Here is a 24972-nt window from a genome sequence, read left to right on the forward strand (position 1 = left end):
TTCAGCCAGCCCCTTTTTGGACAGGGGCATGTTGTCAACATAGGAGACAATCAAATGGCATAAGATTGTCAACAATCTAGTTGACAACTTTTTGTTGGCTGCCATACTGACTGCATAAAGAAGCAGACCTCCGCAAAGGAGGCGCAGGTTTCCAGAAGCGGAGCAAATCGATGTTGAAGAAGCTGGGCCTCGCGGCCACGATACTGGCGGGGCTTACCCTGTCGAGCCACGCAGAAACGCTGAAATGGGGGGCGGCCCGCGATATTTATTCGCTCGATCCCTACTCATACGGTGACAGCTATACGCTGGCCTTTCTCAACCATGTCTACGAAGGCCTGGTGCGATACGATGCCGAGTTGAAGATCGAGCCGGCGCTGGCGGAATCCTGGGAGAACATCTCTGAAACCGTCTGGCGCTTTCATCTGCGCAAGGGCGTCAAGTTCCACGATGGCGCGGATTTCACCGCCGACGACGTGCTGGCTTCGCTGAAGCGGGTAAGCGACCCGGTTTCGCCGCTCCGCGGCAACCTGCCGGCCTACAAATCTTCGAGCAAGGTCGATGACCATACGATCGACATAGAGCTGAGCGGGCCTTATCCGCTGCTTCTCAACGACCTCACGAACATCCACATATTTGATGCCGGATGGCTGAAGGACAACAATTCCGAAAAGCCGACCGATGTGGGCGCGAAGATTGAGGGCTACGCAACCTACAACACCAACGGCACCGGCCCGTTCAAACTGGAAAGTCGCTTGCCGGATTCCAAGACCGTTCTGGTGAAGAGCGCTGACTGGTGGGACAAGTCTTCGAATTCCAACATAGATTGCATCGAGTTCACGCCGATCACCTCGGCGGCGACGCGCGTGGCGGCGCTTCTTTCCGGTGAGATCAACTTTACCGAAAGCGCGCCATCCCAGGATCTGCCGCGCTTGCAGGCGCAGCCCGATCTCAAAGTGATGGAACGCACCGATTTGCGCACGATCATGGTCGGTTTCAACCGCAAGCCCAAGCTGGCCAATGGCGCGGACAACAAGTTCAATGATCTGCGCGTGCGTCAGGCTTTCGCCCATGCGCTCGATCGTGACCTGATCCAGAAGCGCGTCATGCGTGGCAAGTCGCGCACGGCAGGGGCCATCGTCGCGCCCGAAATCCCGGGCTATGTGGCGGAGCTGGACACCACGCTGCCTTATGATCCGGATCTGTCGAAGAAGCTCCTGGCGGAAGCTGGCGCTGCCGATCTGCCGTTCACGCTGGTCTGTACGACCGACGCCTATGTGAATGAGGAAGAATTGTGCCAAGGGCTTGTAAACATGCTGAGCCGCGCCGGCTTCAAGCCACAGCTCGACATCGCGCCGACCGCCGCGCAGGCGCCCAAGCGCACCGGCGGCCTGGCCGATGTCTATCTCATCGGCTGGGCGACGGAGCCTATGCTGGACAGCTATTCGATCCTTCTTCAGATGATCCAGACCAAGTCTGCAAACGCCGGCGTCTTCAACTGGGGCGGCTGGAGCTACCCTGAAATTGACAAGCTGATCGTGCAGGCTTCAACCGAAATGGATCGCCCCAAGCGTCTGGCGCTTCAGACCGAGGCCCTGCATAAGGTGAAGGAGGAGATCATCATGCTGCCCTTGCATCAACAGCCCATGGCATGGGTCATGTCGGGCAACATCGCTCACATCGTGCAACTGCCGGACAACAAGCCGCGTCATTGGCTGACGCAGTTCGCCGACTGATCCAATCACGGAGCTCCGGGGGCAAGGAGACTTACCAAGCCCCCGTTACCCGAGGACTTCCATGCTGGTTTTCATCATCAAGCGTATGGCGAACGCCGTCATGGTCATGCTGGCCGTTGCCTTGCTCGCCTTTCTGATCTTCCGGCTGGCCGGCGACCCCGTCGAAATGATGGCCAATGAACAGATGACGCAGGAGGATCGCGACAATCTGCGCGAGCGGCTTGGTCTGAACGACGGCTTGTTGACGCAATATACGCGGTTCGTGGTCAATGCGGCGCAGGGCAATTTCGGTATTTCCTACCGCAACGGTCAGGACGTGCTTGCCCTCATCGGAGAGCGTTTTCCCGCGACGCTGGAGCTTGTTCTGGTCGCAACCGTCATTTCATTGCTGTTCGGCATGCCGCTTGGCGTGCTGACAGCGATCAAGCGCGGAAAATGGTATACGGAAAGCCTACAGTTTCTTTCCATTGTCGGCGTGTCCCTGCCGAGCTTCGTTGTCGGCATTCTGCTCATTCTGGTCTTTTCCGTGTCATTGGGCTGGTTCCCGGCCTTCGGGCGGGGTGATGTCGTCCAGTTCGGCTGGTGGTCGACGGGCCTGCTCACCCCTTCGGGCCGCGCGGCGATCCTGCTTCCGGCTATCGCGCTCTCTCTCTATCAGGTCACGCTGGTGATGCGCCTTGTGCGCGCTGAAATGCTGGAAGTGTTGCGCTCGGACTATGTGAAGTTTGCCCGCGCCCGCGGCATTCCACGCTGGCGCATCTATTTCCGCCATGCGCTGCGCAATTGCCTGATGCCGGTCGTGACCATGACCGCCATGAACGTCGGTTCATTGATCGCCTTCGCGCTCATCACTGAAACCGTGTTCCAGTGGCCAGGCATGGGCATGCTGTTCATACAAGCCGTCACCTTCCTCGATATTCCGGTGATGGCGGCCTACCTGTGCATCATTTCCTTCATCTTCGTTGTGCTCAACACGCTGGTGGACATTGCCTATGCGGTAATCGATCCCCGCTTGCGCACTGCACGTTGAAACGAACGGCGAGTCCATTTCCATGAGCAGCCAAGTTTCCCGCACCCCAGCCGCCACCCGGCCTTCGCGCCCCCCACTCCTGCAGCGTATTCGCAATAGCGACCTATGGTGGTCATTCATGCACAGCAAGACGGCAATGGCCAGCGCTGTGCTGCTTGCAATCCTGATCCTGACCGCGCTGCTGGCACCGTTGATTGCACCGCAGAATCCCTATGACGGCGCGGCGCTCGATATGTGGAAGGCGGAGCTGCCGCCGGTCTGGGAAGAGACCGGGGAATGGCCCTATCTCCTCGGCACCGACACGCAAGGGCGTGACATGCTGTCGGCCATCCTCTACGGAACGCGCATCTCCATCGTCATCGGTATCGCCTCGGTGGCCCTGTCGCTGCTGATCGGCATGAGCGCCGGCCTGATATCCGGCTATTTCGGCGGGTTCCTCGACAACCTGCTGATGCGCATCGGTGACATAACCCTGTCGATCCCCACCATTCTTGTCGCCATTCTGGTTTCGACGGTTGTACGCCAGATGCTGCCGGTCAGCCTGCGCGAGGTCGGCGCGTCGGCCGTGCTCATTCTGGCCATCGCGCTCTCTGCCTGGGTTCAGTATGCCCGCACGGTTCGCGCGCAAGCCATTGTGGAAACCGGCAAGGACTATGTGTCGGCTGCGCGGCTGATCGGTGTCCCGGCCCGCCGCATCATGGCCCGGCATATCCTGCCCAATACGTTGACCCCGATCATGGTGGCGGCGACGCTCAATTTCGGCATGGCGATCCTCACCGAGGCGACCTTGTCGTTCCTCGGCATCGGCATGCCGCCCAGCCAGCCTTCACTCGGCACGCTGATCCGTATCGGCAACCAGTTCCTGTTCTCCGGTTCCTGGTGGATCGTGCTCTTTCCCGTTGTCCAGCTCTGCCTGCTGGTGGTGGCGGTGAACATGCTCGGCGACTGGCTGCGCGATGCTCTCAACCCGAAACTGAGGTAGTTCCATGCACGATCTGTTGCTCCGCAATGTCCGGCCCATGGCGGGCGAAGTCTGCGACGTCCTGATCAAGGACGGCAAGATCGCCGGTTTCGGGCGGTTTGAAGCAGACCCGGGCATGGCGGTGGAAGATGGCGGCTATGCCATCGTCGTTCCCGGACTGATCGATGCGCATACTCACCTGGACAAGACGACATGGGGCATGCCCTGGCATGTCAATAACCGCGCCGCGGTCCTGCGCGAGCGTATCGATTTCGAACGCGAGCATCGCCTCGAGATCGGCATCGATCCACATCGCCAGTCGATGCGCCACGCCATCGGCCTGGTTGCCCATGGCAGCACGCATATCCGCAGCCATGTCGACATCGATCCAACCCACGGCCTTTCGCTGGTCGAGGGTGTGTGGGAGACACGCGAGAAACTGAAGGGCATCATCGATATCGAGATTGTCGCCTTTCCGCAGTCGGGCGTGATGGTCATGCCCGGTATGGTGGAACTGCTCGACGAGGCGTTGCGGCAGGGCTGCGAAGTGCTCGGCGGCATCGACCCCTGCGGCATCGACCGCGATCCGAAGGGCCAACTCGACATCCTGTTCGCGCTCGCCATGAAACACGGCGTGCCGATCGACATTCACCTGCATGAGACGGGTGAACTCGGCGCGTTTACGATGGAGCTGATCTTTGAGCGCATCCGTGCCAATGGGATGGAGGGCCAGGTCGCGATCAGCCACGCCTTCGCGCTGGGCATGAACGATTACCTGCGCGTCGGCCAACTGATCGAGCAGATCGCACTTCTCGATGTTGCAATCCTCACCACCGGTGCGCCTTCGGCCACGGTGCCGTCGATCAAGCGGCTGAAGGAAGTCGGCGTTCGCATCGGCGGCGGCTGCGACGGCATTCGCGACACATGGGGCCCCTGGGGGCAACCCGACATGCTGGATCGCGCCAAGGTCATCGGCATGAAGAACGGCGTGCGCTCGGACCAGGATCTGGAACATGTGCTGCGTATCGTCTCGCAGGGCGGGGCAGATGTGATGCGGCTGAAGAATTACGGCCTGGATGTCGGCTGCAACGCCGATTTGACCCTGCTGACCGGCGAGACGCTGGCCCATGCGGTGGTCGATGTCGCGCCACGCCCGCTGGTCGTGAAAGGCGGCCAGGTCACGGCCCGTCAGGGCGTTGCCGTGATGGGGATGCCGTGATGACGCAGGGTTTCGACGGTCTCGTGCCCGGCCGCAGGCCTGAAGGACGTACGCTGATTACGGCAAGCTGGGTGGTCGGCTACAAGGATGGCGGTCACCGGCTTCTGAAGAAGGGCGAGGTCGTCTTTGAAAATGGCGAGGTTCTGTTCGTCGGGCATGGTTTCCCCGGAGAGGTGGATCGTCGCATCGATTTCGGCAATGCGCTGATCAGTCCGGGCCTGATCGATCTCGATGCGCTGTCCGACCTCGACACGACGATCCTCGGCATCGACAACCATCCCGGCTGGGCCAAGGGTCGTGTCTGGCCGCGGTCCTACGTCGAGGCCGGCCCATACGAAATGTACACGCAAGCGGAACTGGCTTTTCAGAAGCGCTTCGCTTTCGGTCAGCTTCTGTTGAACGGCATCACCACCGCCGCGCCGATCGCCTCGCTGTTCTACCGCGAATGGGGTGAGACGGTCGCCGAGTTCGATGCCGCAGCAGAGGCGGCGGGCGACCTCGGCCTGCGCGTCTATCTCGGCCCCGCCTACCGCTCCGGCGGCATGGTGCTGGAGGAGCCGGGCCGGATGGTGCCGGTCTTCGACGAGGAACGCGGCTTTCAGGGCCTGAAGAATGCTATTGCCTATATCGAACGCCAGAACGGACGCCATGGCGATCTGGTGCGCGGCATGCTGGCGCCCGATCGGGTGGAAACCTCGACGCTGGCGCTGTTGCAGCGTACCGACGCGGCCGCGCGCGATCTCGGCTGCAAGTTCCGCCTGCATATGGCACAGGGCGCGATGGAGGTCGATACGGTGCGCGCGCTGCATGGATCGACCGCGCCGGTCTGGCTGGCGAAGCACGGGCTTCTCTCCGACCGCCTCATCGCACCGCATGCCACCAACGCCACTGACGAAGACCTCGGCCTCTATGCTGAGAACGGCGTTTCCATCGTGCATTGCCCACTGGTGTCCGGCCGTGGCGGCTCGATCCTGCGTTCCTTCTCCACCTGCCGCGCGCGCGGCATCAACATCGCCATGGGCACCGACACCACGCCCCCCGACATGCTGATGAACCTCCTGACTGGTCTCATCACGGGCCGGGTCGCCGATGCCGCCCCGGACCGTCTGCGATGCGCCGATCTGTTCGACGCGGCGACCGTCGGCGGTGCGAAGGCGCTGGGCCGTGCCGATCTCGGCCATCTGTCGCCGGGTGCCCGGGCCGATATCGCCGTCTTCAGCCTCGACGATACGGCGATGGCCCCTTCCATCGACCCGATCACCACCATTGTAACCGGCGGTTCGGGCAAGATCACCCGCGCCGTCTTTGTGGATGGACGCCTCTCCATGTTCGACCGCAAGCTTGCTGGTTTCGACATGGACGAGGCCCGCCGTCAGGCGCAGGCGCAATATGACGGGCTGGTCGCGAAATACCCCGAGCGTAGCTTCAACCATCCTCCGGTCGCCGAGATCTTTCCGCCCAGCTATCCGGTAGAAGGAGGCGTCAATGGGTAATTTGCAGGAACCCGTCGTCGAGGTCCGGGACCTTCGTGTGGACTTCCCCGGTCGCCACGGCACGGTCACGGCTTTGTCGGATGTGAGCCTGTCGATCCGGCCGGGCGAGATTCTTGGCGTCGTGGGCGAATCCGGTGCCGGCAAATCCATGACCGGGCTGGCCATTCAAGGGCTGCTCGAAGCGCCGGGCCATATCGCCGGCGGCGAGATTTGGCTCGGTAAGCGCCGTATCGATACACTTGACGACCGTGCCATGGAGCAAATTCGCGGCCGTGAGATTGGGGCGATATTTCAGGACCCACTCACATCGCTCAATCCACTGTTCACCGTGGGTGCGCAGTTGACCGAAACCATCCGGCAGCATCTGCGACTGGGCAAGACGGAGGCGCGTGCGCGCGCTGTGCAGTTGCTGCGCGATGTCGGCATTCCCTCGCCGGAAGAGCGGGTCAACCAATATCCGCACCAGTTCTCCGGCGGCATGCGCCAGCGCGTCGTAATCGCACTTGCGCTTGCGGCTTCACCAAAACTGGTCATCGCCGATGAGCCAACCACGGCGCTCGACGTTTCCATCCAGGCGCAGATCATCTCGCTCCTGCGCAAGCTGTGCAAGGAGAAGCAGACCGCCGTCATGCTCGTCACCCATGATATGGGCGTTATCGCGGAGGCGGCGGACCGTATCGCGGTCATGTATGCCGGCCGGCTGATCGAGATCGGACCTGTCGAGCAAGTGCTGCATCAGCCGCGCCATCCCTATACGCAGGGGCTGATGGCCTCGATTCCGTCGCTCGGCGCCCGTGTCGAAAAGCTCCACCAGATCGACGGTTCCATGCCGCGACTGGATGCCATCCCTGACGGATGCGCCTTCAACCCGCGCTGCAAGATGGCCGGCCCGCGCTGCCGGCGTGAACGGCCGGAACTCATTATCGTTGGCGACAGCACGAGTGCCTGCTGGCTGAACGCAGGAGGGACTGCATGATGAACCCGTCGCGAAAGACAGCGGCCCTGACTGTCTCCGGGCTGGTCAAGACCTTCGATGTTTCGGCCCCCTGGCTGAACCGGGTGGTGGAGCGCAAGCCAAGGCAATACCTGCAGGCCGTGAACGATATCAGCTTTACGGTGCCCGCTGGCGGCTGTCTCAGCATCGTCGGCGAAAGCGGTTGCGGAAAATCCACCGTTGCGCGTCTTGTCACCGGTCTGCACAGGCCGACAAGCGGCGAAATGCGGTTCGCTCCGGGAAAGAAGGGCGTGTCGCTGACGGCGCAGATGATCTTTCAGGATCCTTATGCCTCGCTCAATCCCCGCTGGCGGGTGAAGAACATCATTGCAGAACCGCTACGGGAACTGAAATTGCGCAAGACCGTGGCCGAGGTGACGGACCGCGTGGAGGAGCTACTGCGGACCGTGGGACTTTCGCCGTCAGATGGCCAGAAGTTCCCGCATGAGTTCTCGGGCGGCCAGCGGCAACGCATCTCGATCGCCCGCGCTTTGGCGAGCGAGCCCGAATTTCTCGTCTGCGACGAGCCGACGTCCGCTCTCGACGTGTCGGTGCAAGCACAGGTGCTGAACCTGATGCGCCGTCTGCAGGACGAACTGGGCTTGACCTATCTCTTCATTAGCCACGACATGAGCGTGGTGCGCCATATGTCGGACCGCATCGCAGTGATGTATCTGGGGCGCATCGTCGAGGAAGGGGATACGGAGGAGCTGTTCGCGCGGCCGCGCCACCCCTATACGCAGCTTCTGCTGCAGACGATCCCGAACATCGAGGCGCCGAACCGTAACCGGGAACCGGCAGTCGGGGAAGTGCCCAGCCCGCTTAAACCGCCATCCGGCTGCACTTTTCATCCACGCTGCCCCTTCGCCCTGGCTCGCTGTTCGGCGGAAGCGCCGGAAATGCAGGCCTTGCCCAATGGCACACGCGTCGCCTGCCATCTGGTCGGGGAGGGAACGGATGCGAATTGATTGAACCCGATGCCGGAAGCCGATAACCGGCCTTCCCGCATTCATGCCAAGGCGGCGCGCAGATCGTGTGAAAGATCGCGTATTTCGCTCAGATCCAGTTCGGATTCAACATGCTCCAGATGATGCGCCATGAGATGTGCTGCCTTCGCGGCCTGTTTCGCCGAGATCGCCTCGACAATGTCGGCGTGCTCGTCCGGACCGCAATTGAACCGCGTGGTGTTGCGGTAAACCGCCGTGATCAACGAGCTGCGTGCGATGAGGTCGCGCATGGTTGCGAACAGGAAATCGGAGCCCGTCAGTTCGGCCAGCAGAAGATGGAAGCCGCCGGAAAGCTTGATGATGTCCTTGGTGCTGTCCTCGGCATTGGCGATCCGTTCGCGCGCGACGTGGTCGTGGAGCCGCTTGAGGTCGGCCTTCGACACAGAGGCGCAAAGCCGCTCCACGGTGCATCTTTCGACGGCGTGGCGCACGAAGAACACATCGCGTGCTTCCTCGACGGAAGGCTTGCAGACGAAAGCACCGCGATTCGGGATGATCGTAACCAGTCCGTCCCGCTCCAGAGCGGCAAGAGCCTGGCGGATGCGGGCCCGGCTGACACCGAATATCGTGGCCATCTGCTCCTCCTTGAGCTGCACGCCGGGACGCAGCCGTCGTTCCGCGATGGATAGCCACACTTTCTCGACAATCTGTTCAACCGGGACTGCTGGTTGTTCGCTCATGCTCTGTTCTCCTTGCACGATAGCCAAGTGCGATACGCACGAAAATGTCAACTCTGGCGATTTATTCTGGTTGCAAGATTGTCGACAATATAGAAAATTATTGTAGATTATAAAATCGACATTTGAGGCCGTCATGGAATTCGATTTTGAAGTGCTTGAGCCGCAGGACCGCTACCGGCTGCTGACGAATTTCATCGGGCCGCGTCCGATAGCCCTTGTCACGACCCGGTCGGCGACTGGGCGCAGCAACGCCGCGCCCATGAGCTTCTTCAATGTTTTTTCCCACGATCCCGCCATCGTCGTGCTTGGCATCCAGCCGCGTCTCAATGGCGAGCAAAAGGACACGATGGTCAATGTCCGCCGGACCGGCGAATTCGCCATCACCATGGTGGACATGGCGTTATCGCAGCAGATGCTGGTCTGCGGGCTCGGCTTCGACAGCGAGGTCGATGAACTGGAAATGGCCGGATTGAAGTCCGCCTCGTGTTGCAAGATCGACGTCGCCTATCCATCGGAAGCGCCTTGCACGTTCGAATGCCGGGTGGAGCGTCTGATCGACTATCCCCGCCGCACGCTGGTTCTGGGTGAGGTGGTGCACATGCATGTGCGTCGTGACTGCCTCGATACGAACGGACGCTATGTCGACGCCGAGCACTATCAGCCTATCGCCCGGCTTCATGCCGACAACTACATCGCCTCAGATCGGCAGTTCGTTTTGAAGGCCCCACCAATCGCCGAAGTCGTTCAGGCGCGGAAATAGGCGTCCACGACAGGCATTCGGGAATTCATCATGCATATTCATCTCATCAATCCGAATTCGACCCCTTCGATGACCGCGCAGGCACTTGAAAGCGCGCTGTCGGTGAAACATGCCGACACCCGGCTTTCGGCCTCCAACCCCACCGATACGCCGGTCAGCATCGAGGGCGGTGCCGATGAGGCCATGGCGGTTCCCGGCATGCTGGCAGAAATCAGGAAGCGGGAAGGGCAGGGTGTAGACGCCTATATTATCGCTTGCTTCGACGATCCGGGCTTGCATGCCGCGCGCGAGGTCGCCCGGGGGCCGGTCATCGGTATCTGTCAGGCCGCGGTACAAGTGGCGATGACAATCAGCCGTCGTTTTTCCATCGTCACCACTTTGCCGCGCTCAGTCCCGATCATCGAAGATCTGGTAAGCGATTACGGCGCGGAGCGCCATTGCCGGAAGGTGCGGGCCATCAATCTGCCGGTACTCGGTCTCGAGGAAGACCCGGTGGAGGCCGAACGGCTGCTGAGACAGGAAATCGAACTCGCCAAACAGGAGGACCGCGCTGAGGCTATCATCCTCGGCTGCGCCGGCATGTCCCTGCTATGTACACGTCTGAACAAGGCGACGGGTATTCCGGTGATCGACGGCGTAACTGCGGCAATCAAGGTGGCGGAGGCGCTGGTCGGCGCGGGATATGCGACATCCAAGGTAAACACCTACGATTATCCGCGCATCAAGGTTGGTGGCTGCAAGGTCGTCGTATAGTGTTACGCACCGGTGGTGGCTGAGCAAGGCATCGGCCATTCAAAAATTCATCGTTGAGCCGTGCGGCTCTCGCCCACTTGCAGCGAAGGAACCTCGCGACCAACATCAATCAGGTCGTGAAGGCGGGGGCCGGCGTTTTCGGAAGAGCTGGTCCCATATGTCGTAGGCGGCCAGCCCGAGCCCGATCAGCAGCACGATCGTCAGGTCGGCGCGCGGCACGAAGCGCACCAATATGCCGCAGAACACGGCCAGCGCGACAAAGGCGCAGATGGCGAAGAGCCTGCTTCTCGACATCGCTATCCTCCGTAAACAGCGTTCGGCAGCCAGAACACGATGCCGGGAAACACATACATGATGACCATGCACAGGATGACGATGGCCATATAGGGCATCATGCCGAGGAAGATATCGGTCAACTTCACATACGGCGGAGAAATTCCCTTCAGATAATAGGCGGACATCGCCATTGGCGGTGACAGGAAGGCCGTCTGCAGATTGACCGCCACCAAGATGCCGAAAAACAGCGGGTCAATGCCGAAATGCGGCAGCAGCGGCATGAAGATCGGAATGAAGATGACGATGATCTCCGTCCATTCCAGCGGCCAGCCGAGGATGAAGATGATGATCTGGGCCATGATCAGGAACATCAGCGGCGACATGTCGAGCCCGGTGACGAAATCGCTGATGAGCTGCTGCCCGCCCAGATAGGCAAAGACGGAGGCGAAGGTCGCCGAGCCGACGAACAGCCAGCACACCATCGCCGATGTCCGTGCCGTGAGATAGACCGATTCCTTCAGGCGTTGCCAGGTCAGCGCACGGTAGGCCAGCGCAAGGAGGAGCCCGCCGAGCGCGCCGATGGCTGCTGCCTCTGATGGCGTGGCGAAGCCGAACAGGATGGCACCCAGCACCGCAAGGATGAGGAAGGCGAGCGGCACGAAGGAGGTGATCATCATCCAGGTGATCTGCAGCGTGGAATAGTCGCCGACATCCTCCTTGGTCGGGCGCGGCGCAAGGCGCGGCTGCAGGACGGCGCGGCTCACCACATAGACGAAGTAGAGGCCGGCCAGCAGCAGCCCGGGCAGGAGGGCGGCCGCATACATGCGCACCACCGATATGCCGGAAGTGGCCGCATAGACGATCAAAAGGATGGAGGGTGGGATCAGGATGCCCAGCGTGCCGCCCGCGCAGATCACGCCGGTCGCATAGCGGACATCGTATTTTGCCTTTAGCATGGCCGGCAGGGCCAGAAGGCCCATCAGCGTGACCACCGCGCCGACGATGCCGGTGGCGGTGGCGAACAGCGTGCAGGTCACGAGAGCCGCCACTGCCATGGATCCCGGCAGCCTGCGCGTGGCGATGTAGAGGGTCGAGAACAGCCTGTCGACGATGTTGGAGCGCTCCACGATGTAGCCCATGAACAGGAATAGCGGGATAGCGGTGAGCACATCGTTCTGGATGACCGAATAGGTCTGGTTGACGAACAGGTCGAAGATACGGTTGTTGAAGAAACCGCCGATCCAGCTTTCCAGTTGCGTGTAGGTGTCGGCACCGGATTCGACGGCGCGGTTGTAGGCGCGCCACATGCGGCCGATATCGTAATAGGCGTAGTATCCGAAGCCGACGCCCAGCGCCATCAGCGTGAAGGCGACCGGAAAGCCGAGGAAGATGGCGAGTATCAGGATGAGGAGCATCCCGACAGCGATATGTGCGTCCGTCATCGGCTGTCTCCATCCCGTTTTTCATCTGGCCGTCCCTCATGCGGCTGGACCAGGCCCGGCGGCAAATCGATAGCCTCCGAGCCGGATTTCAGCACATCGAGGCTCTTTGTCTCCAGGAGCACCTTGTCCAGTTCCTCGACATCTTCGGCCGCCTTTACCCACTCTCCGGTGCGGATGCAGACGATGCAGCGGAAGACCTGCGCGACGCCCTGCAGGAAAAGCAGGATGCCGGCCGCGACGATGACCGTCTTGAACTGGAAGATCGGCACGCCGGCCGGGCTGTTGGAGCTGACCTCCATGTAGCGCCAGCTCCGTTCGGCATATTTCCAGCCCGAGAAGATGAGCGCCGTCACCCCGGGGAAGAAGAAGATCAGATAGAGCACCAGCTCCAGCCACGCCTGGGTGCGCGGCTTCCACAGCCGGTAGATGAAGTCACCCCGCACATGCCCGTCGCGCGAAAGGGTGTAGGCGCCCGCCATCATGAACAGCGTGCCGTAGAGCATGTAGCTGAGGTCGAAGGCCCAGGAGGTCGGGGCGCGGAAGAAATAGCGCACCACCACCTCATAGCTCACGCCGAGCGTCATGATCATTACGCCCCACGCGAACACCTTGCCGAACCACGCCGACAGATCGTCGGCGAAAGAAATGTAGCGGAGCATCCGGAAATTCCTTGCGGTCGGGAAAGCGTTCCGGCGCCGGGACGCGGCGGCGGAACGCCTGAGCGGTGTCGATACCTGCCCCTAGAGCTTCAGCTTTCCGGGGAAGTAATGCTCATAGGCGAGCGCCAGATCGGCCGAGTTCATCAGCTCGTAGAACACCACGCGCTCCACCCATTCGCGCTGGCTGTCCAGCACGCGCTTCATGAACGGATCGGCCTCGAGCGTGGGGATGATCTTGTCCCATGCCTCGAGCTGGGCCGCCAGAATCTCCTCCGAGGTGCGATGGACCGTGACCCCGTGGTCGTTCTGGAGCTTGGCCAGGTCGCTCGAATAGTGATCCATTGCGAGCGCGGTGTTGGCCGTGCTGGCTGCCTCCACACTGTATTCGAGGATCGCCTGCAGGTCTTCCGGCAGGTCGTCGAACACGTCCTTGTTGAACAGGAACTCGAAGGACTCGCTCGCCTGATGGTAGGAGGACAGGATGTAGTTCTTGGCCACGTCCTGCGAGCCGAAGCGAATGTCCGACGAGGGGTTGTTGAACTCGAAAGCGTCGATGACGCCGCGCTCCATCGCCGGCACGATCTCGCCGCCCGGAAGCTGGGCGACGCTCATGCCCATGTGCTGCATGAGATCGGCCGCGAGGCCGACGGTCCGGTATTTCAGGCCGTTTATATCGCCAACTGTCCCCACCGGGTTCTTGAACCAGCCGAAGGGCTGGGCCGGCATCGGGAAGCCGTAGAAGCCATAGAGGTTGAGCCCCATGATCTCCTGGGTAAGCTCGCGGTAGAGATCCTTGCCGCCGCCCTGGTGGAACCAGGCCAGCATGGTGGTGGCGCTGCCGCCGAAGACCGGTCCCGTGCCGAACAGCGAGGCCGCCTTGTGCTTTCCATACCAGTAGACGGGAACCGTGTGGGCTGCGTCGATCACCCCGTCATTGACGGCATCGAGGACCTGGAATGCGCCGACTACGGCACCGGCGGGGAGCAGCTCGAACTTGATGCGGCCGCCGGACATCTTCTCGACGCGTTCGATATATTGCCGGGCGAAGTCCATCCAGATGTCGGATGCCGGCCACGATGTCTGCATTTTTATGGTCACTGGCGCCTGAGCCAGAACAGCCGGAGCTGCCAAGGCACTGGCGGCTGTGGCGCCCACCAGCGTGGATGCGCCCAGTAGTTCACGACGTGAAATCGCTTTCTTGGCCATAGTATTTCCTCCCAATATTATCGTATAGTTCACCTCTTGCATTTTATTATAAGCTCTGCCGGACACTCAAATAAAACTGTCGTGTCAAATGGCTTGCACAGCCATGCGGATGTGCAGCAAAGCCTTATTTTTAGACATCCTGTTCAAGGATCAACTAGTTCCGCTTGGCTGTCAATAAACAGTGCGGTGGAAAATGCCTGCAACTGAAAGGGCTTGGAACGAGAAGCCTGCTTCCGTGCCGCCGAGAGCCGCTTGCGGGATCGACCTCGGGGCGTGCTGAAAGTGATGCGCATCCGCCCAAACAGATGGTCGAACAATCGGATCGGGCAGGACTATCGGCGCATCAGGCGGCGGTGAAGCCTGACTTGCTCGGCAGAGGCAATCGATATTCAGAGTTTAGCCGTGCTCCCGGCGGTGTAGTGTTCCCGCTTGCGCTCGTACATCAGAATATCCGCCCGCTTGGCGACGGATTCGAGCTTTTCGCCCGGAAGGCTGGTGGCCGAGCCTATGGAAAGCTCCAGCTTCAGTTGCGAATAATACTGGTTGTTGATTTCCACCAGCCGCTGAATTTCCTCGACCATGTTTTCGGCGCCGCGCTCGTCCACATAAGGCAGGACCACCGCGAACTCGTCGCCGCCGATGCGCGCGGCATGGCCTGGTTGCTCCACCGCCTCGTTGAGCACTTCGCCGATGCGTCGCAGCAATCCGTCGCCGGTGGCATGTCCCCACTGATCGTTGGCCGCCTTGAGGCCGTTGAGGTCGATGATGATGATCGATACCGGTGTGTCGCCCTTGCGCTCCAGTCGGTTGAGTTCATCGACATAGTAGGCGCGGTTGTGGAGCTTGGTCAGCACATCGTGCTTGCCGAGATATTCCAGATAGGCCTCGGCCTTCTTGCGCGCGGTGATGTCCGTCAGCGCGACCTGCACCAGCGACCAGTCGTTTTCATGGCCCGGCAGAACCGAGAATTGCAGAAGCACATGGCGTTCGGATCCATCAAGCGCGTAATTCACCACTTCGCGGCGCTGGAAAAGAACACCGTTCCAAAGGTCGACAAGCTGCTCGCGGAAGCTCGCTGCCATCTCTTCCTTGAAGATGTGCGGCAGGTTCTGCAGCAGGGTCTTCTTGTCCGGCGCGAGGAAAAGGACCAGCGTTTCGTTGTTGATGTCGAGCACACGGATTTCGCTGAGGCACTGTCGGACGAATTCCGGGTGCACATCGGTGAAAACGCGAAAATCGAGGATGCCGCGCTGGCGCACGTCGTCCATCAACTGCTTTATCCGGCTGAAATCCTCCACCCATAGCGAGACGGGCGAATGCTCGAAAAGACCTTCGGCATATTGCTTGTGGCGATCCTGTTCACGTCGCGCGTCCTCACGCGCGGTCACATCTTCGATGGAGAGTAGAACCCGATCCCAGCTATCCTCGTGGCCGGGAAGAATCCGGCCCTTGAGCTGGATATCGATCCGCCTGCCGTTGAGCGAATAGTTTATCGTATCGCTATAGAATGTCAGGGACCCGTTCCAGAGCTGGACCATTTCATCGATATGCGGCTCCTGCATGTCGTCGCGGAAAATGCGTTCCAGATTGGCGACCAGGTGATTGACGTCATCGGCCTCGAACAATGAAAGCGTCCTGTGATTGACCTTCAGAACGCGGATCTGGCTTGTGCAGAGACGAAGACGGCTGGTGTCTTCCATCAGGAAGGCTTTCAGGTCCGAAATCCCCTGCGCGCGCCAGACATCGAACTGTTCGCGCAAGCCGCTATAGTCCTCGAGCCATAGGGAAATCGGCGCCAGTTCGAATATGTTGGCGCTGTCGCTCAAGGCAGTCTCGATATCCATAGGGTCTCCGCTCTTACTCTGTGCTGCCGACCGCGCCGCGATAGGGAAGGTCGCAGCACCTTATATTGCGGGACATTGAGAGAAGATAGCAGCCTTATACCAAGCTTGTCAGACTTTGATTTTGCTGGGATTTTTGATTTTCTTGGAGCCTGTAAAGACCGCTCGCGGCAGTCTGCCTGCGAGGCAAGCCGCCCGGCCGGCCCGCGAAACCTGGATGCCCAACCATCCTCTTAAAACTTGATTAATATAATCAAGTTATTTATAAGCGACGTCCGAACATCGCCGCTTTGGCTTCAACTTGTCGCAGATCAGCCTGTAAACGGCCAGCCAATGGACAATCTGATACCTGAACAGGGAATGACCCTGAACGATCTTGTCCGGCTCGGAGCGGAGCTTGCGCTGGGTGTGGAGCCGGTCGGCATCCCGCCTCAGGTTCTGGAGACGCCGATCTACAAAGGCAGGCTGCTGGCGTTCGAGGTGCAGCCCGGCCTGATGCTGAGCGCCAGCGACGTCACCTATATCTGCAATCAGAACTTCGCGGTCGAGATGGAGCCGGCTCTCGTCTGCGGCATTATGCTGACGGGTTCTCCGGTGGCTTCCGATGTGGAGGGTTACGGGCGATTCGTCCGCTATCCGCATCAGGTGTCGCTGATGGGTTTTGACTCGCCGGTTCGGTATTCCACACCGCTCCGGCAGGGCGAACGTTTCCGCTCGACGGGGTTCGTGCTGCGGCCGCCGTTCTTCGACCGGTTTGCCGATGACGTTGCCGACGACGGTTTGGCAGCGCTTCGCGAACTGGTGGAAGGTGGCTTCCGCACGGCGATCATCACCCATTCGCCCTGCATCACCGAAATCGCAAGATCGTGCCTCGAGCATCCTTATACGGGACAGTTGGAAAAGCTGTTTCTGGAAAGCAAGGCACTGGCCTTCGTCATCGAGGCGGCGCAGGCGCTGAAGGACGAGCGCCGCCTTGTCGCCCTTCTGGGTCGCCGGGAATATGATCGCGTGATGTATGCACGCGAAATCCTTGACGCGGATCTCGTCGGTACGCCCACCACCATGGAATTGTCCCGCCGCGTGGGCATCAACGTCACGACCCTGCAGGCGAATTTCAAGATTGTATTCGGCAAGACCATCTTTGCCCATGTACGCGAGCAGCGGCTGATGATGGCAAGGGTTCTGCTTCAGGAACACAGGCTGTCCGTCGCCGAGGCTGGACGCCGGGTGGGCTTCTCCCGGGCATCCGCCTTCAGTGCCGCCTACAGGAAGCATTTCGGCCACCCGCCGCGCTCGGAATTTCCGCGAACCCGCCGGACGCATCCGATCTGACGGCCGCGCCATCTATTGGGTCTCGCGAATGTTTGCCTGCGTTTCACGAAAGTTGAGCGCTGGCATCAGGAATAGGCCCGCCGGTATTCATAGCGCCTGTTCGGAAATTCGGGGCATCTGCATGAATACCACCTCGCGCGTGCGTTTGATCTCCACCACGGCGCTAGCCTTGCTGGGAGCCGGTCTGCCTGCCCAGTCGGTGTTCGCGCAATCCGCCGACGAGCCCTTGGTTCTCGCGCCGGTGGTCATCACCGCAACCAAGCGTCCGCAGGACGACGCGAAGCTTCCGGTGGCGACCACAATTCTGGATCAGGGCAATGTGCCCCCTGCGTCGCTCGATCCGATCGCCGACGTCGCGCGGCAGACGCCCGGCACCAATTTCATGGATTTCGGCCGGTTCGGCGAGAGCTACATGACCATGCGCGGTCTCAGCACGCTGGGCACGGCGATGAACTCGCTCGACAGCGTGATCGGCATTTCCGTCGACGGCGTGCCGACCACGCTGTCCGCCATCGGCGCTCCCTTCCTCGATATGGAGCGGGTCGAGGTGCTGAAAGGCCCGCAGGGCACCACTTTCGGCCGCAACGCCTTCGCCGGCGCCATCAATGTGGTGAGCCGGCCGGCCGACGGCACGCGCGAAACCATTCTCAGCAGCGAAGTGGGCTCGGATGGCCACGCCTTCATCGAAGGCACCACCGGCGGCTGGCTGCTGGAGAACGTACTGGCCGGTCGCGGCACGCTGCGGTTCCAGAATTTTGATGGGGACGTCTCCAATCCCATTTCCGGCAAGGAAGAAGGGGGCGCGAAGCTGGGTGCGGGCAAGGGGTCGCTCCGCTACACGCCGGACGATACGCTCACCATCGACATCACCGGAGGCTTCTCGAAGGAAACGCGGCACAACCCCGCCTTCCTGCTGCTGGAATCGCCCGACTTTCCGCAAAGCGGCGCGGATGTGCAGCCGGAGAACCGTCAGCAGATCGCCAACGGCTCCATCAAGGTCGCCAAGGAGTTCGATCCGTTTATCCTGACGTCGACGACCAGCTATCAGGACGTGAAGCTGCACAATTCGGGCGACTTCACGGACGCCTTCATTTTCAGCCGGGTGACCGGCCTGCCGATCTTCTTCTTCAACGATCCCGCCGCCGAGAAGGTGAATTTCAACGACCGTGAGCGCATCTTCAATCAAGAGGTTCGCCTCAACTCGCATGAGGATTCTGCGATCCAGTGGGTGGTCGGCGCAAGCTATTTCAGGTCGGATTACAAGAGCTACCGCATCCAGGATGTCGGCGCCTATGCGCCGACCATGAACGGCACCTTCGACAACCGCATCGACAGCCAGACGGTCGCGGCGTTCGCGGATGCCACCGCCCCGCTGGGGCAGGGCTTCAGCGTGTCCGGCGGGTTGCGCGTGGCCTATGACCGCCAGACGCTTGACGCACTCTATGTCACTAATGGTTTTCCCGGAACACTGCCGAGGTTCGAGCAGGACAAGAACTTCAGCGACACCTATGTGACGGGACGCCTTGCGCTTTCCTATGAGTGGAACGAGCGTGCGATGAGCTATGTCTCGGTCGCGCGCGGCTACTCTTCCGGCGGCTTTGAAAAGACCACGGCCTATGCCGCCTACGGGGTGCCTTCCGAGCCTTTCTTGCCCGCCACCTCCTGGACCTATGAGATCGGGACCAAGGCCGAGATTGCCGACGGGCTGCATGTCAGCGGCGCTATCTTCTACAACGACGTCAAGGACGGGCAGTTGGTGGGATTCGATCCGATCACCTTCCTGCCGTTCATGACCAACCAGAACTTCGAGAGCTACGGTGTCGAAGCCAATGTCGGTGCCACGCTCGCCGACGGGCTGGACCTGACCGTCGGCGGCGCGTTGATCAAGTCACGTCTCGTCGATGTGACGCTGGCGTCGCAAACGGCGGGCGCGCTCGCAGGCAACGAGGTGCCGCAGGTGCCGGCGTTCTCCGCCAATGTCGGCCTTTCTTATCGCTTTGCGGCGGATGCGGTTGGCCTGCCGGGAGAGTTCACCGTGCGCGGCAGCTACCAGTATGTCGGCACCCGCTATCCCGACATCCAGAACCTCACCAAGATGGACGCCTACCACATCGTCAACGCGGAGATCGGCTGGGAGAAGGACAACTTCCGTATCTATGCGTTCGGCCGCAATCTGCTCGACGAGCGCCCGCTGTCCTACGCCTTCAACTATTCGCCCCTCGGCCCGACTGGAGAGAGCGGAACCGCCGCCTATGTTGGGCGCGGCCGGGTGGTGGGCATCGGAACCTCGGTTCGCTGGTAGGGCCTCGTCACCGGTTTGTATGAACGCATGAAGCCCCTGTTTCGCAGCCGAACCTCAAAGTCGAGGAGCGGGCCATGAACGCGCGTTTCCAGCGAACCATGATAAAGGCCTTCGGGGCCACCGACCACATCATGACGGTGCTGTCGGTGACGGACCTGACGCCCGGCTACCGGCGCATCCGTTTTTCGGCCCCAACCATGATCGACGGTCGCGAGACGCCCACCGCCAGCTATGTGCGGCTGTGGGCGCCGGACCCGAACGATCCGGCCAAAGTCCACCAGCGCGGCTACACGCTGGTGGACCCGGATGCGGCGACCGGCGAGGTGACCTTCGATTTCGTGCTGCACCAGCCCATGGGGCCGGCTTCGGCCTGGGCGATGGCGGCTCGGCCCGGCGACACCATCGCCGCTTCCTACTACATGTTCCACAAGTTCGAGCCGCCGGAAAAGCCGCAGGGCTACCTGCTGATGGGCGACCCGGCCGCCATTCCGGCCATAAACGCCATCCTCGAGGTGTTGCCGCCGGAAGCCGACGTCGTGGTGATCCTTCAGGCGCATTCGCCGGAGGATCGCGATATTCCCGTCAGCCCGCATCCAGGCGCGGAAGTAATCTGGACCGGCCCCGGCACCGATGCGCTGGCCGAGGCGGTACCCGCGCGCGACTGGTCGAACTGGTATGCGTGGATCGCCGCGGAAAGCGCCGCGATCAAGATGTTGCGCGCGACGCTCAATCAGGCGCATGGCTTCCCGCTTGCCGATATCAAGCATGCCGCCTACTGGATCAAGGGCAAGGCCATGCGGCTGCGCAAGGAGAGCGGTGCGTCGGAGGGGGGAGATGTACCCCGTCGGCCAGCGCCAGCCGTGCCGGTGGACATGGCGGCGCGCGAAGGTGCCGCTCCGAAACCCCGCTGGCGCTCGCAGCGCGGGCAGGAGTTGCTGGAGTCCCTTCGCTGGAAATTGCGCGCCGCCGGCCTGTTGCAGGCCATCATCTCGCTGATGCAGCTTGCGCCCCTGGTGCTGCTGGCCGAACTCGGCCGCCGCCTGCTGGGCGGAGAGGCAAGGTGGGAGGCCCTCTCGCCGCTGATCGTCTGGGCCGTCATCCTCTATGGCGCGGCGGCCATGCTCTCGGCGGTGCTGATGCTGTGGCTCCATGCGGTCGATGCGCGTTTCGGCCATACGCTCAGGCAATCCATCGTCGCCAAGCTGGCGCGGCTGCCGCTCGGCTGGTTCACGGACCGCAACGCCGCAAGCGTCCAGCAGGCGGTGCAGGAGGATGCGGGACGGCTGCATTACATGGTCACCCATGCGGTGCCCGATGTCGTGGCCGGCATCGTCACGCCGGTCGCGGTCATCACCTATCTGTTCACCGTCGATGCCGCGCTTGCCGGCCTGCTGTTCCTGCCGCTCGTCGCCTTCGCCTTCCTGTTTGCGAACATGATGCGCGGCGTGGCCGACAAGCTGGTCGAATACGCGAACTGGACCAGGCGCGCCAATGCGGCGGCGGGCGCCTTCATCGACGCCTTGCCGGTGGTGCGCGTGTTCGGTGGCGATGGGCGCGCCCTGCGCTCCGTGCTGGAAGGGCAGGCCGCGTTCATCAACGGCTGGCAGAGGCCGATGGCGGGGCGCAAGATTGCCGCCCAGCTTGCCATCCAGCCGCCGGCTTTTCTGCTGCTGATCGTTACTGCCGGCTGCTGGCGCATCGTTTCCGGCCGCATGGACGCCGCCGATCTTCTGCCGTTCCTGTTTCTGGGCACGGCTTTCGGTGCGCAGATCACGTCGGTTCTCTACGGTTTCGTGCCGATGCGAGAGGCGAAGCAGGCAGCCCGGCGGATCGGCGACCTGCTGGAGGAAACCGAGCTCGACCGCAGCTGCTCGACAGGCGATGTTCCGCAACAACCGCTCGGCCTTCGCTTCGACGGCGTCAGCTTCGGCTACCGGCCCCGCAAGCCGGTACTGAAGACCATCGACCTTACGCTGGCGCCCGGTACGCTCACCGCGCTGGTCGGCCCGAGCGGCGCGGGCAAGTCAACGCTGGCCGGTCTACCGGGCCGCTTCCATGACGTGACCGAAGGCGCGATCCGCCTGATCGCCGGCGACAGGGAAATCGATATCCGAGATGTGACGCCGGAGGCGTTGCAGCGCAGCGTCGGCTTCGTCTTTCAGGACGTGCGGCTGGTGAAAGGCTCGGTGAGGGAAAACATTGCGCTCGCCAGACCGGACGCTTCGATGGCCGAGATCGAGGACGCGGCCCGGGCCGCGCAGATCCATGAGCGGATTATGGCGGCGCCGCGCGGCTATGACAGCATGGTCGGTGATGAGATGCGCCTTTCTGGCGGTGAGGCCCAGCGTCTGTCCATTGCCCGCGCGCTTCTCGCAGATCCGCCCATCCTCGTGCTCGACGAGGCGACGGCTTTCGCCGATCCCGAGTCCGAGCATCTGGTGCAGAAAGCACTTGGCGCGCTCATCGGCAGGCGCACAGTTCTGGTGGTCGCGCATCGCCTCCACACAATCGTCCATGCCGACTGCATCGCAGTCATGCAGGAAGGACGCATCGTCCAGCGCGGCCGCCATGAGGAACTTCTGGAACAGCCCGGTCTCTATCGCGATCTCTGGCAGGCCGGCGAAAGGAAGGGCTCATGACCGTCGCTTCCCTGTTCCCGCCGCAGGCACGCGCGCGCCTTCCGCTGTTCACGCTCCTTGGCCTGATCGCCGCAACGCTCAGGGCCGCATCCGCCCTGCTTCTGGTGCCTCTGCTCGGGGGATTGTTCTCGGCCGAGCCGCGCACCGCCTTGCCGTGGCTCGCCGCGCTCGCCGCATGCGTGGTGGCCGGCTGGCTGCTGGAACGGCGCATGGTCGTCAGTGCCTTCGATCTCGGCCTTGCCATGATGACGTCGATGAATGCGCGCCTCGTCGACCATCTGCTTTCCGTGCCGCTCGGCTGGTTCGGGTCCGAGGAGCAGACGAAGGCCCGGCGCGCGCTGGCAGGGGCAGTGCCGGAGCTGTTCGCCAGTTCGGTCAATCTGGGCACGCAGACCCTGATCTCGGTCGCGCTGCCGCCGGCCATCGCATTTGGCCTGCTGTTCGTCGCCTGGCCGCTTGGTGTCGCGGCGCTGGTCGCCGTGCCCTTGCTGTTCGGCGCGCTGCTGGCCGGCGGCCGTTTCCTGCGCCGCGCCGAAGCCGATTTCGCCGCCGCTTCGGGCGAGGCCGCCGCGCGCACCGATGAATTCGCGCGCGCCCAGCTCGTGCTGCGCGCCGCCGGCCGCACGGGCACAACCGGCACGCCGCTCGGGGGGGCCATCGAGGCGCAGAAAGCAACGGGCCTGCGCCTGATCTGGTTCACGATTCCCGGCACCCTGCTGTTCTCGCTGGCGATGCAGGCAACGCTGCTTGCCATGATCGCCATCCTCGCCTTCATGTATGCGCAGGGCAGCATGGACGCCGCCCGAACCGTGGCGCTGATCGTGGTGGTGCTGCGTTTCCTCGAACCGCTGAACACGCTGTCGGAGCTGTTTCCGGCGCTGGAATCCACCCATGCGGCGGCGCAGCGCACGCTTGCCATTCTTGACGTTCCGGCTCTGGCCAGGCCGCAGCAGGATGCGCAGCCGCAAGCGCCGGCCATCGAATTCCGCAATGTGCATTTCCATGCCAATGGGAACGATATTCTCGACGGCGTGTCCTTCACCGTGCCGGAAGGCCGGATGACGGCTCTGGTCGGCCCGTCCGGCTCGGGCAAAAGCACCATCCTGTCGCTGATCGCGCGCATGCACGACGTCACCACGGGCGAGGTCCGTGTCGGGGGACACGATGTCAGGGCGTATGAGCCATCGACGCTGATGGACCAGCTTTCCATCGTGTTCCAGAACGTCCAGCTGTTCGAGGGCGGCATTGCCGAGAACATCCGCCTTGCCCGCCCCGGCGCAACCGAGGCGGAGTTCGTGGAGGCGGCAAAAGCCGCCTGTGTCGACGAAATCGTCGATCGGCTGGGAAGCTGGGACGCGCCCGTCGGCGAAGGCGGCGGCAACCTTTCCGGCGGCGAGCGCCAGCGCGTCAGCATAGCGCGCGCGCTCCTGAAGAACGCGCCGATCCTGCTTCTGGACGAAGCCACCAGCGGTCTCGACACCATGAACGAGGTGGCGGTGGCGACCGCGCTCAGCCGCTTCGGCCATCACACCGTGCTGGTGGTGGCGCACCGGCTGGAGACGATCGCCCGCGCCGATCGCGTCATCTTCGTCGAAAACGGGCGCATCGTCGAGGCCGGCGAACGCGAAGCGCTGATTGCGGCCGGCGGTCGCTTCGCCGCTTACTGGAACCATCGCCGTGACGCCCGGGACTGGACGTTTAAGCCTTAGGGTTTCCCGAGGCGCTGCCTTCTTCTGTTCAACGAGACGGATGGGGCGCTATTGCACGAAAAAGTCTTCTATCCTTGCCGCAGTCTGTTTCAACAGCGGCAGGAAATCACGCTTCATTTCGGCAACGGAATGACGTGCGGACTGGGTCGAGACGTTGATGGCCGCGACGAGGGCGCCGGAGCGGTCGCGCAGCGGCACCGCAATCGAGCGCAGGCCGATTTCCAGTTCCTCGTCGACAATCGCATAGCCTTCCCGGCGCGCTGCGGCGACCATTTCGGCAACGCGTGTCGGGTCCGTTACAGTCTTGTCCGTTCTGGGCGCCAGCACAGCGCGTGCGAGCAATGCTTTGACCTCCGCGGGCTTCTGTCCCGACAGCAGTACGCGTCCCATGGCCGTACAATAGGCCGGCAGATGCGAACCAACCTGCAGTTCCAGATTGATGATGCGCGGGCCGGCAACGCGGGCGACATAGACGACATCATCGCCGGACAGGACGGTGGCGGAGCAGGATTCCTGCAAGGCTGCGGCAGTGTCGCGCATGAAGGGCTCGGCAAAGGCCCATAGCGACTTGCCCTGCAACCAGGTGCGTGCCACCGACAGGAGGCGCGGCGAGAGCGCGAACTGGCGCCCGGTCTGCGTGGCATAGCCGGTCGCGACCAGCGTCAGCAGAAACCGGCGTGCCCCGGCCCGTGTCAGCCCGGCCTTTTCGGCCGTTTCGGTGAGCGTCAGCCCTCCAGAATGTTCAGCGAGGATTTCCATGACGCCGAGCCCGCGTTCCAGCGAGTTCACATGGTCGCGTGCGGTTGCTTCATCAGACATGGGCAATGCTTCCTGAGGCGCGACCGCGGGCCGCGCCGAGGGTTGACTCTCAGGCGATATCTATGCACAAAGTATTACATATAAAACAAATGTTCGCAATACGAACTTTCTAGGTGC

Annotated in this window: 20 protein-coding genes; 13 read left to right on the forward strand and 7 right to left on the reverse strand. The window is 62.0% G+C overall.

The window, feature by feature from the left end; genetic code table 11:
- Positions 1-170: 170 nt before the first annotated feature.
- The 7 genes from ABID37_RS23920 (at position 171) to ABID37_RS23950 (ending at position 8398) form a co-directional block, all read left to right on the forward strand.
- Positions 171-1733 (forward strand): ABC transporter substrate-binding protein, encoded by a 1563-nt coding sequence (locus ABID37_RS23920; protein ID WP_354199433.1) that lies wholly within the window; start codon positions 171-173, stop codon positions 1731-1733.
- 61 nt (positions 1734-1794) lie between these two features.
- Positions 1795-2763, forward strand: a complete 969-nt coding sequence (locus ABID37_RS23925; RefSeq protein ID WP_354199435.1) for an ABC transporter permease — start codon at positions 1795-1797, stop codon at positions 2761-2763.
- 22 nt (positions 2764-2785) lie between these two features.
- A complete protein-coding gene (locus ABID37_RS23930; protein ID WP_354199437.1) occupies positions 2786-3745 on the forward strand; it encodes an ABC transporter permease in 960 nt (319 codons plus the stop codon).
- A 4-nt stretch (positions 3746-3749) separates the two neighbouring features.
- The gene (locus tag ABID37_RS23935; RefSeq protein WP_354199439.1) at positions 3750-4943 is read left to right on the forward strand and encodes an amidohydrolase family protein; all 1194 of its coding nucleotides are present in this window, start codon (positions 3750-3752) and stop codon (positions 4941-4943) included.
- Positions 4943-6436 carry an amidohydrolase family protein gene (locus ABID37_RS23940; protein WP_354199441.1) on the forward strand — a complete coding sequence of 498 codons (1494 nt, stop codon included), beginning with the start codon at positions 4943-4945 and terminating at the stop codon, positions 6434-6436. Before ABID37_RS23935 ends, ABID37_RS23940 begins: the two co-directional genes overlap by 1 nt.
- The gene (locus ABID37_RS23945; protein WP_354199443.1) at positions 6429-7412 is read left to right on the forward strand and encodes an ABC transporter ATP-binding protein; all 984 of its coding nucleotides are present in this window, start codon (positions 6429-6431) and stop codon (positions 7410-7412) included. The genes ABID37_RS23940 and ABID37_RS23945 overlap by 8 nt, the downstream gene beginning before the upstream one ends.
- Positions 7409-8398: an ABC transporter ATP-binding protein gene (locus ABID37_RS23950; protein WP_354199445.1), complete on the forward strand. Its 990-nt coding sequence runs from the start codon at positions 7409-7411 to the stop codon at positions 8396-8398. The genes ABID37_RS23945 and ABID37_RS23950 overlap by 4 nt, the downstream gene beginning before the upstream one ends.
- 41 nt (positions 8399-8439) lie before the next feature.
- Here the strand turns inward: ABID37_RS23950 and ABID37_RS23955 are convergent, their stop codons facing one another.
- Positions 8440-9117 (reverse strand): GntR family transcriptional regulator, encoded by a 678-nt coding sequence (locus ABID37_RS23955; protein ID WP_354199447.1) that lies wholly within the window; start codon positions 9115-9117, stop codon positions 8440-8442.
- Between the two features lie 133 nt (positions 9118-9250).
- Here ABID37_RS23955 and ABID37_RS23960 point away from each other — a divergent pair, with 133 nt between their 5' ends.
- Positions 9251-9877, forward strand: coding sequence for a flavin reductase family protein (locus tag ABID37_RS23960; RefSeq protein WP_354199449.1), 627 nt, complete (start codon positions 9251-9253; stop codon positions 9875-9877).
- Between the two features lie 30 nt (positions 9878-9907).
- Positions 9908-10630, forward strand: coding sequence for an aspartate/glutamate racemase family protein (locus tag ABID37_RS23965; RefSeq protein ID WP_354199451.1), 723 nt, complete (start codon positions 9908-9910; stop codon positions 10628-10630).
- Between the two features lie 105 nt (positions 10631-10735).
- Here ABID37_RS23965 and ABID37_RS23970 read toward each other — a convergent pair whose 3' ends face one another.
- The 5 genes from ABID37_RS23970 to ABID37_RS23990 all read right to left on the reverse strand — a co-directional run bounded on the left by ABID37_RS23970 (position 10736) and on the right by ABID37_RS23990 (position 16057).
- A complete protein-coding gene (locus ABID37_RS23970; RefSeq protein ID WP_354199453.1) occupies positions 10736-10924 on the reverse strand; it encodes a hypothetical protein in 189 nt (62 codons plus the stop codon).
- 2 nt (positions 10925-10926) lie between these two features.
- Complete coding sequence (locus ABID37_RS23975; RefSeq protein WP_354199454.1) at positions 10927-12348, reverse strand: TRAP transporter large permease; 1422 nt, start codon at positions 12346-12348, stop codon at positions 10927-10929.
- Complete coding sequence (locus ABID37_RS23980; RefSeq protein ID WP_354199456.1) at positions 12345-13007, reverse strand: TRAP transporter small permease subunit; 663 nt, start codon at positions 13005-13007, stop codon at positions 12345-12347. The genes ABID37_RS23975 and ABID37_RS23980 overlap by 4 nt, the downstream gene beginning before the upstream one ends.
- A gap of 81 nt (positions 13008-13088) precedes the next feature.
- The gene (locus ABID37_RS23985) at positions 13089-14213 is read right to left on the reverse strand and encodes a TRAP transporter substrate-binding protein (RefSeq protein ID WP_354199458.1); all 1125 of its coding nucleotides are present in this window, start codon (positions 14211-14213) and stop codon (positions 13089-13091) included.
- Between the two features lie 389 nt (positions 14214-14602).
- On the reverse strand, positions 14603-16057 hold the full coding sequence (locus ABID37_RS23990) for a sensor domain-containing diguanylate cyclase (RefSeq protein WP_354199460.1): 1455 nt from the start codon (positions 16055-16057) through the stop codon (positions 14603-14605).
- A 357-nt stretch (positions 16058-16414) separates the two neighbouring features.
- On the opposite strand from ABID37_RS23990, the gene ABID37_RS23995 reads away from it, so the two are divergent.
- The 4 genes from ABID37_RS23995 to ABID37_RS24010 all read left to right on the forward strand — a co-directional run bounded on the left by ABID37_RS23995 (position 16415) and on the right by ABID37_RS24010 (position 24036).
- The gene (locus ABID37_RS23995; RefSeq protein ID WP_354199462.1) at positions 16415-17386 is read left to right on the forward strand and encodes a helix-turn-helix domain-containing protein; all 972 of its coding nucleotides are present in this window, start codon (positions 16415-16417) and stop codon (positions 17384-17386) included.
- A gap of 121 nt (positions 17387-17507) precedes the next feature.
- Positions 17508-19688, forward strand: coding sequence for a TonB-dependent receptor (locus ABID37_RS24000; RefSeq protein ID WP_354199464.1), 2181 nt, complete (start codon positions 17508-17510; stop codon positions 19686-19688).
- Between the two features lie 74 nt (positions 19689-19762).
- Positions 19763-22327 carry an ABC transporter ATP-binding protein/permease gene (locus ABID37_RS24005; RefSeq protein ID WP_354199466.1) on the forward strand — a complete coding sequence of 855 codons (2565 nt, stop codon included), beginning with the start codon at positions 19763-19765 and terminating at the stop codon, positions 22325-22327.
- Positions 22324-24036: an ABC transporter ATP-binding protein gene (locus tag ABID37_RS24010; RefSeq protein WP_354199468.1), complete on the forward strand. Its 1713-nt coding sequence runs from the start codon at positions 22324-22326 to the stop codon at positions 24034-24036. Before ABID37_RS24005 ends, ABID37_RS24010 begins: the two co-directional genes overlap by 4 nt.
- A gap of 48 nt (positions 24037-24084) precedes the next feature.
- On the opposite strand, the gene ABID37_RS24015 is transcribed toward ABID37_RS24010, so the two are convergent.
- Complete coding sequence (locus tag ABID37_RS24015) at positions 24085-24855, reverse strand: IclR family transcriptional regulator domain-containing protein (protein ID WP_354199470.1); 771 nt, start codon at positions 24853-24855, stop codon at positions 24085-24087.
- Between the last annotated feature and the right edge of the window lie 117 nt (positions 24856-24972).

Origin of the sequence: Aquamicrobium terrae (genome assembly GCF_040545735.1) — a bacterium.
Lineage (GTDB): Bacteria > Pseudomonadota > Alphaproteobacteria > Rhizobiales > Rhizobiaceae > Mesorhizobium > Mesorhizobium terrae_A.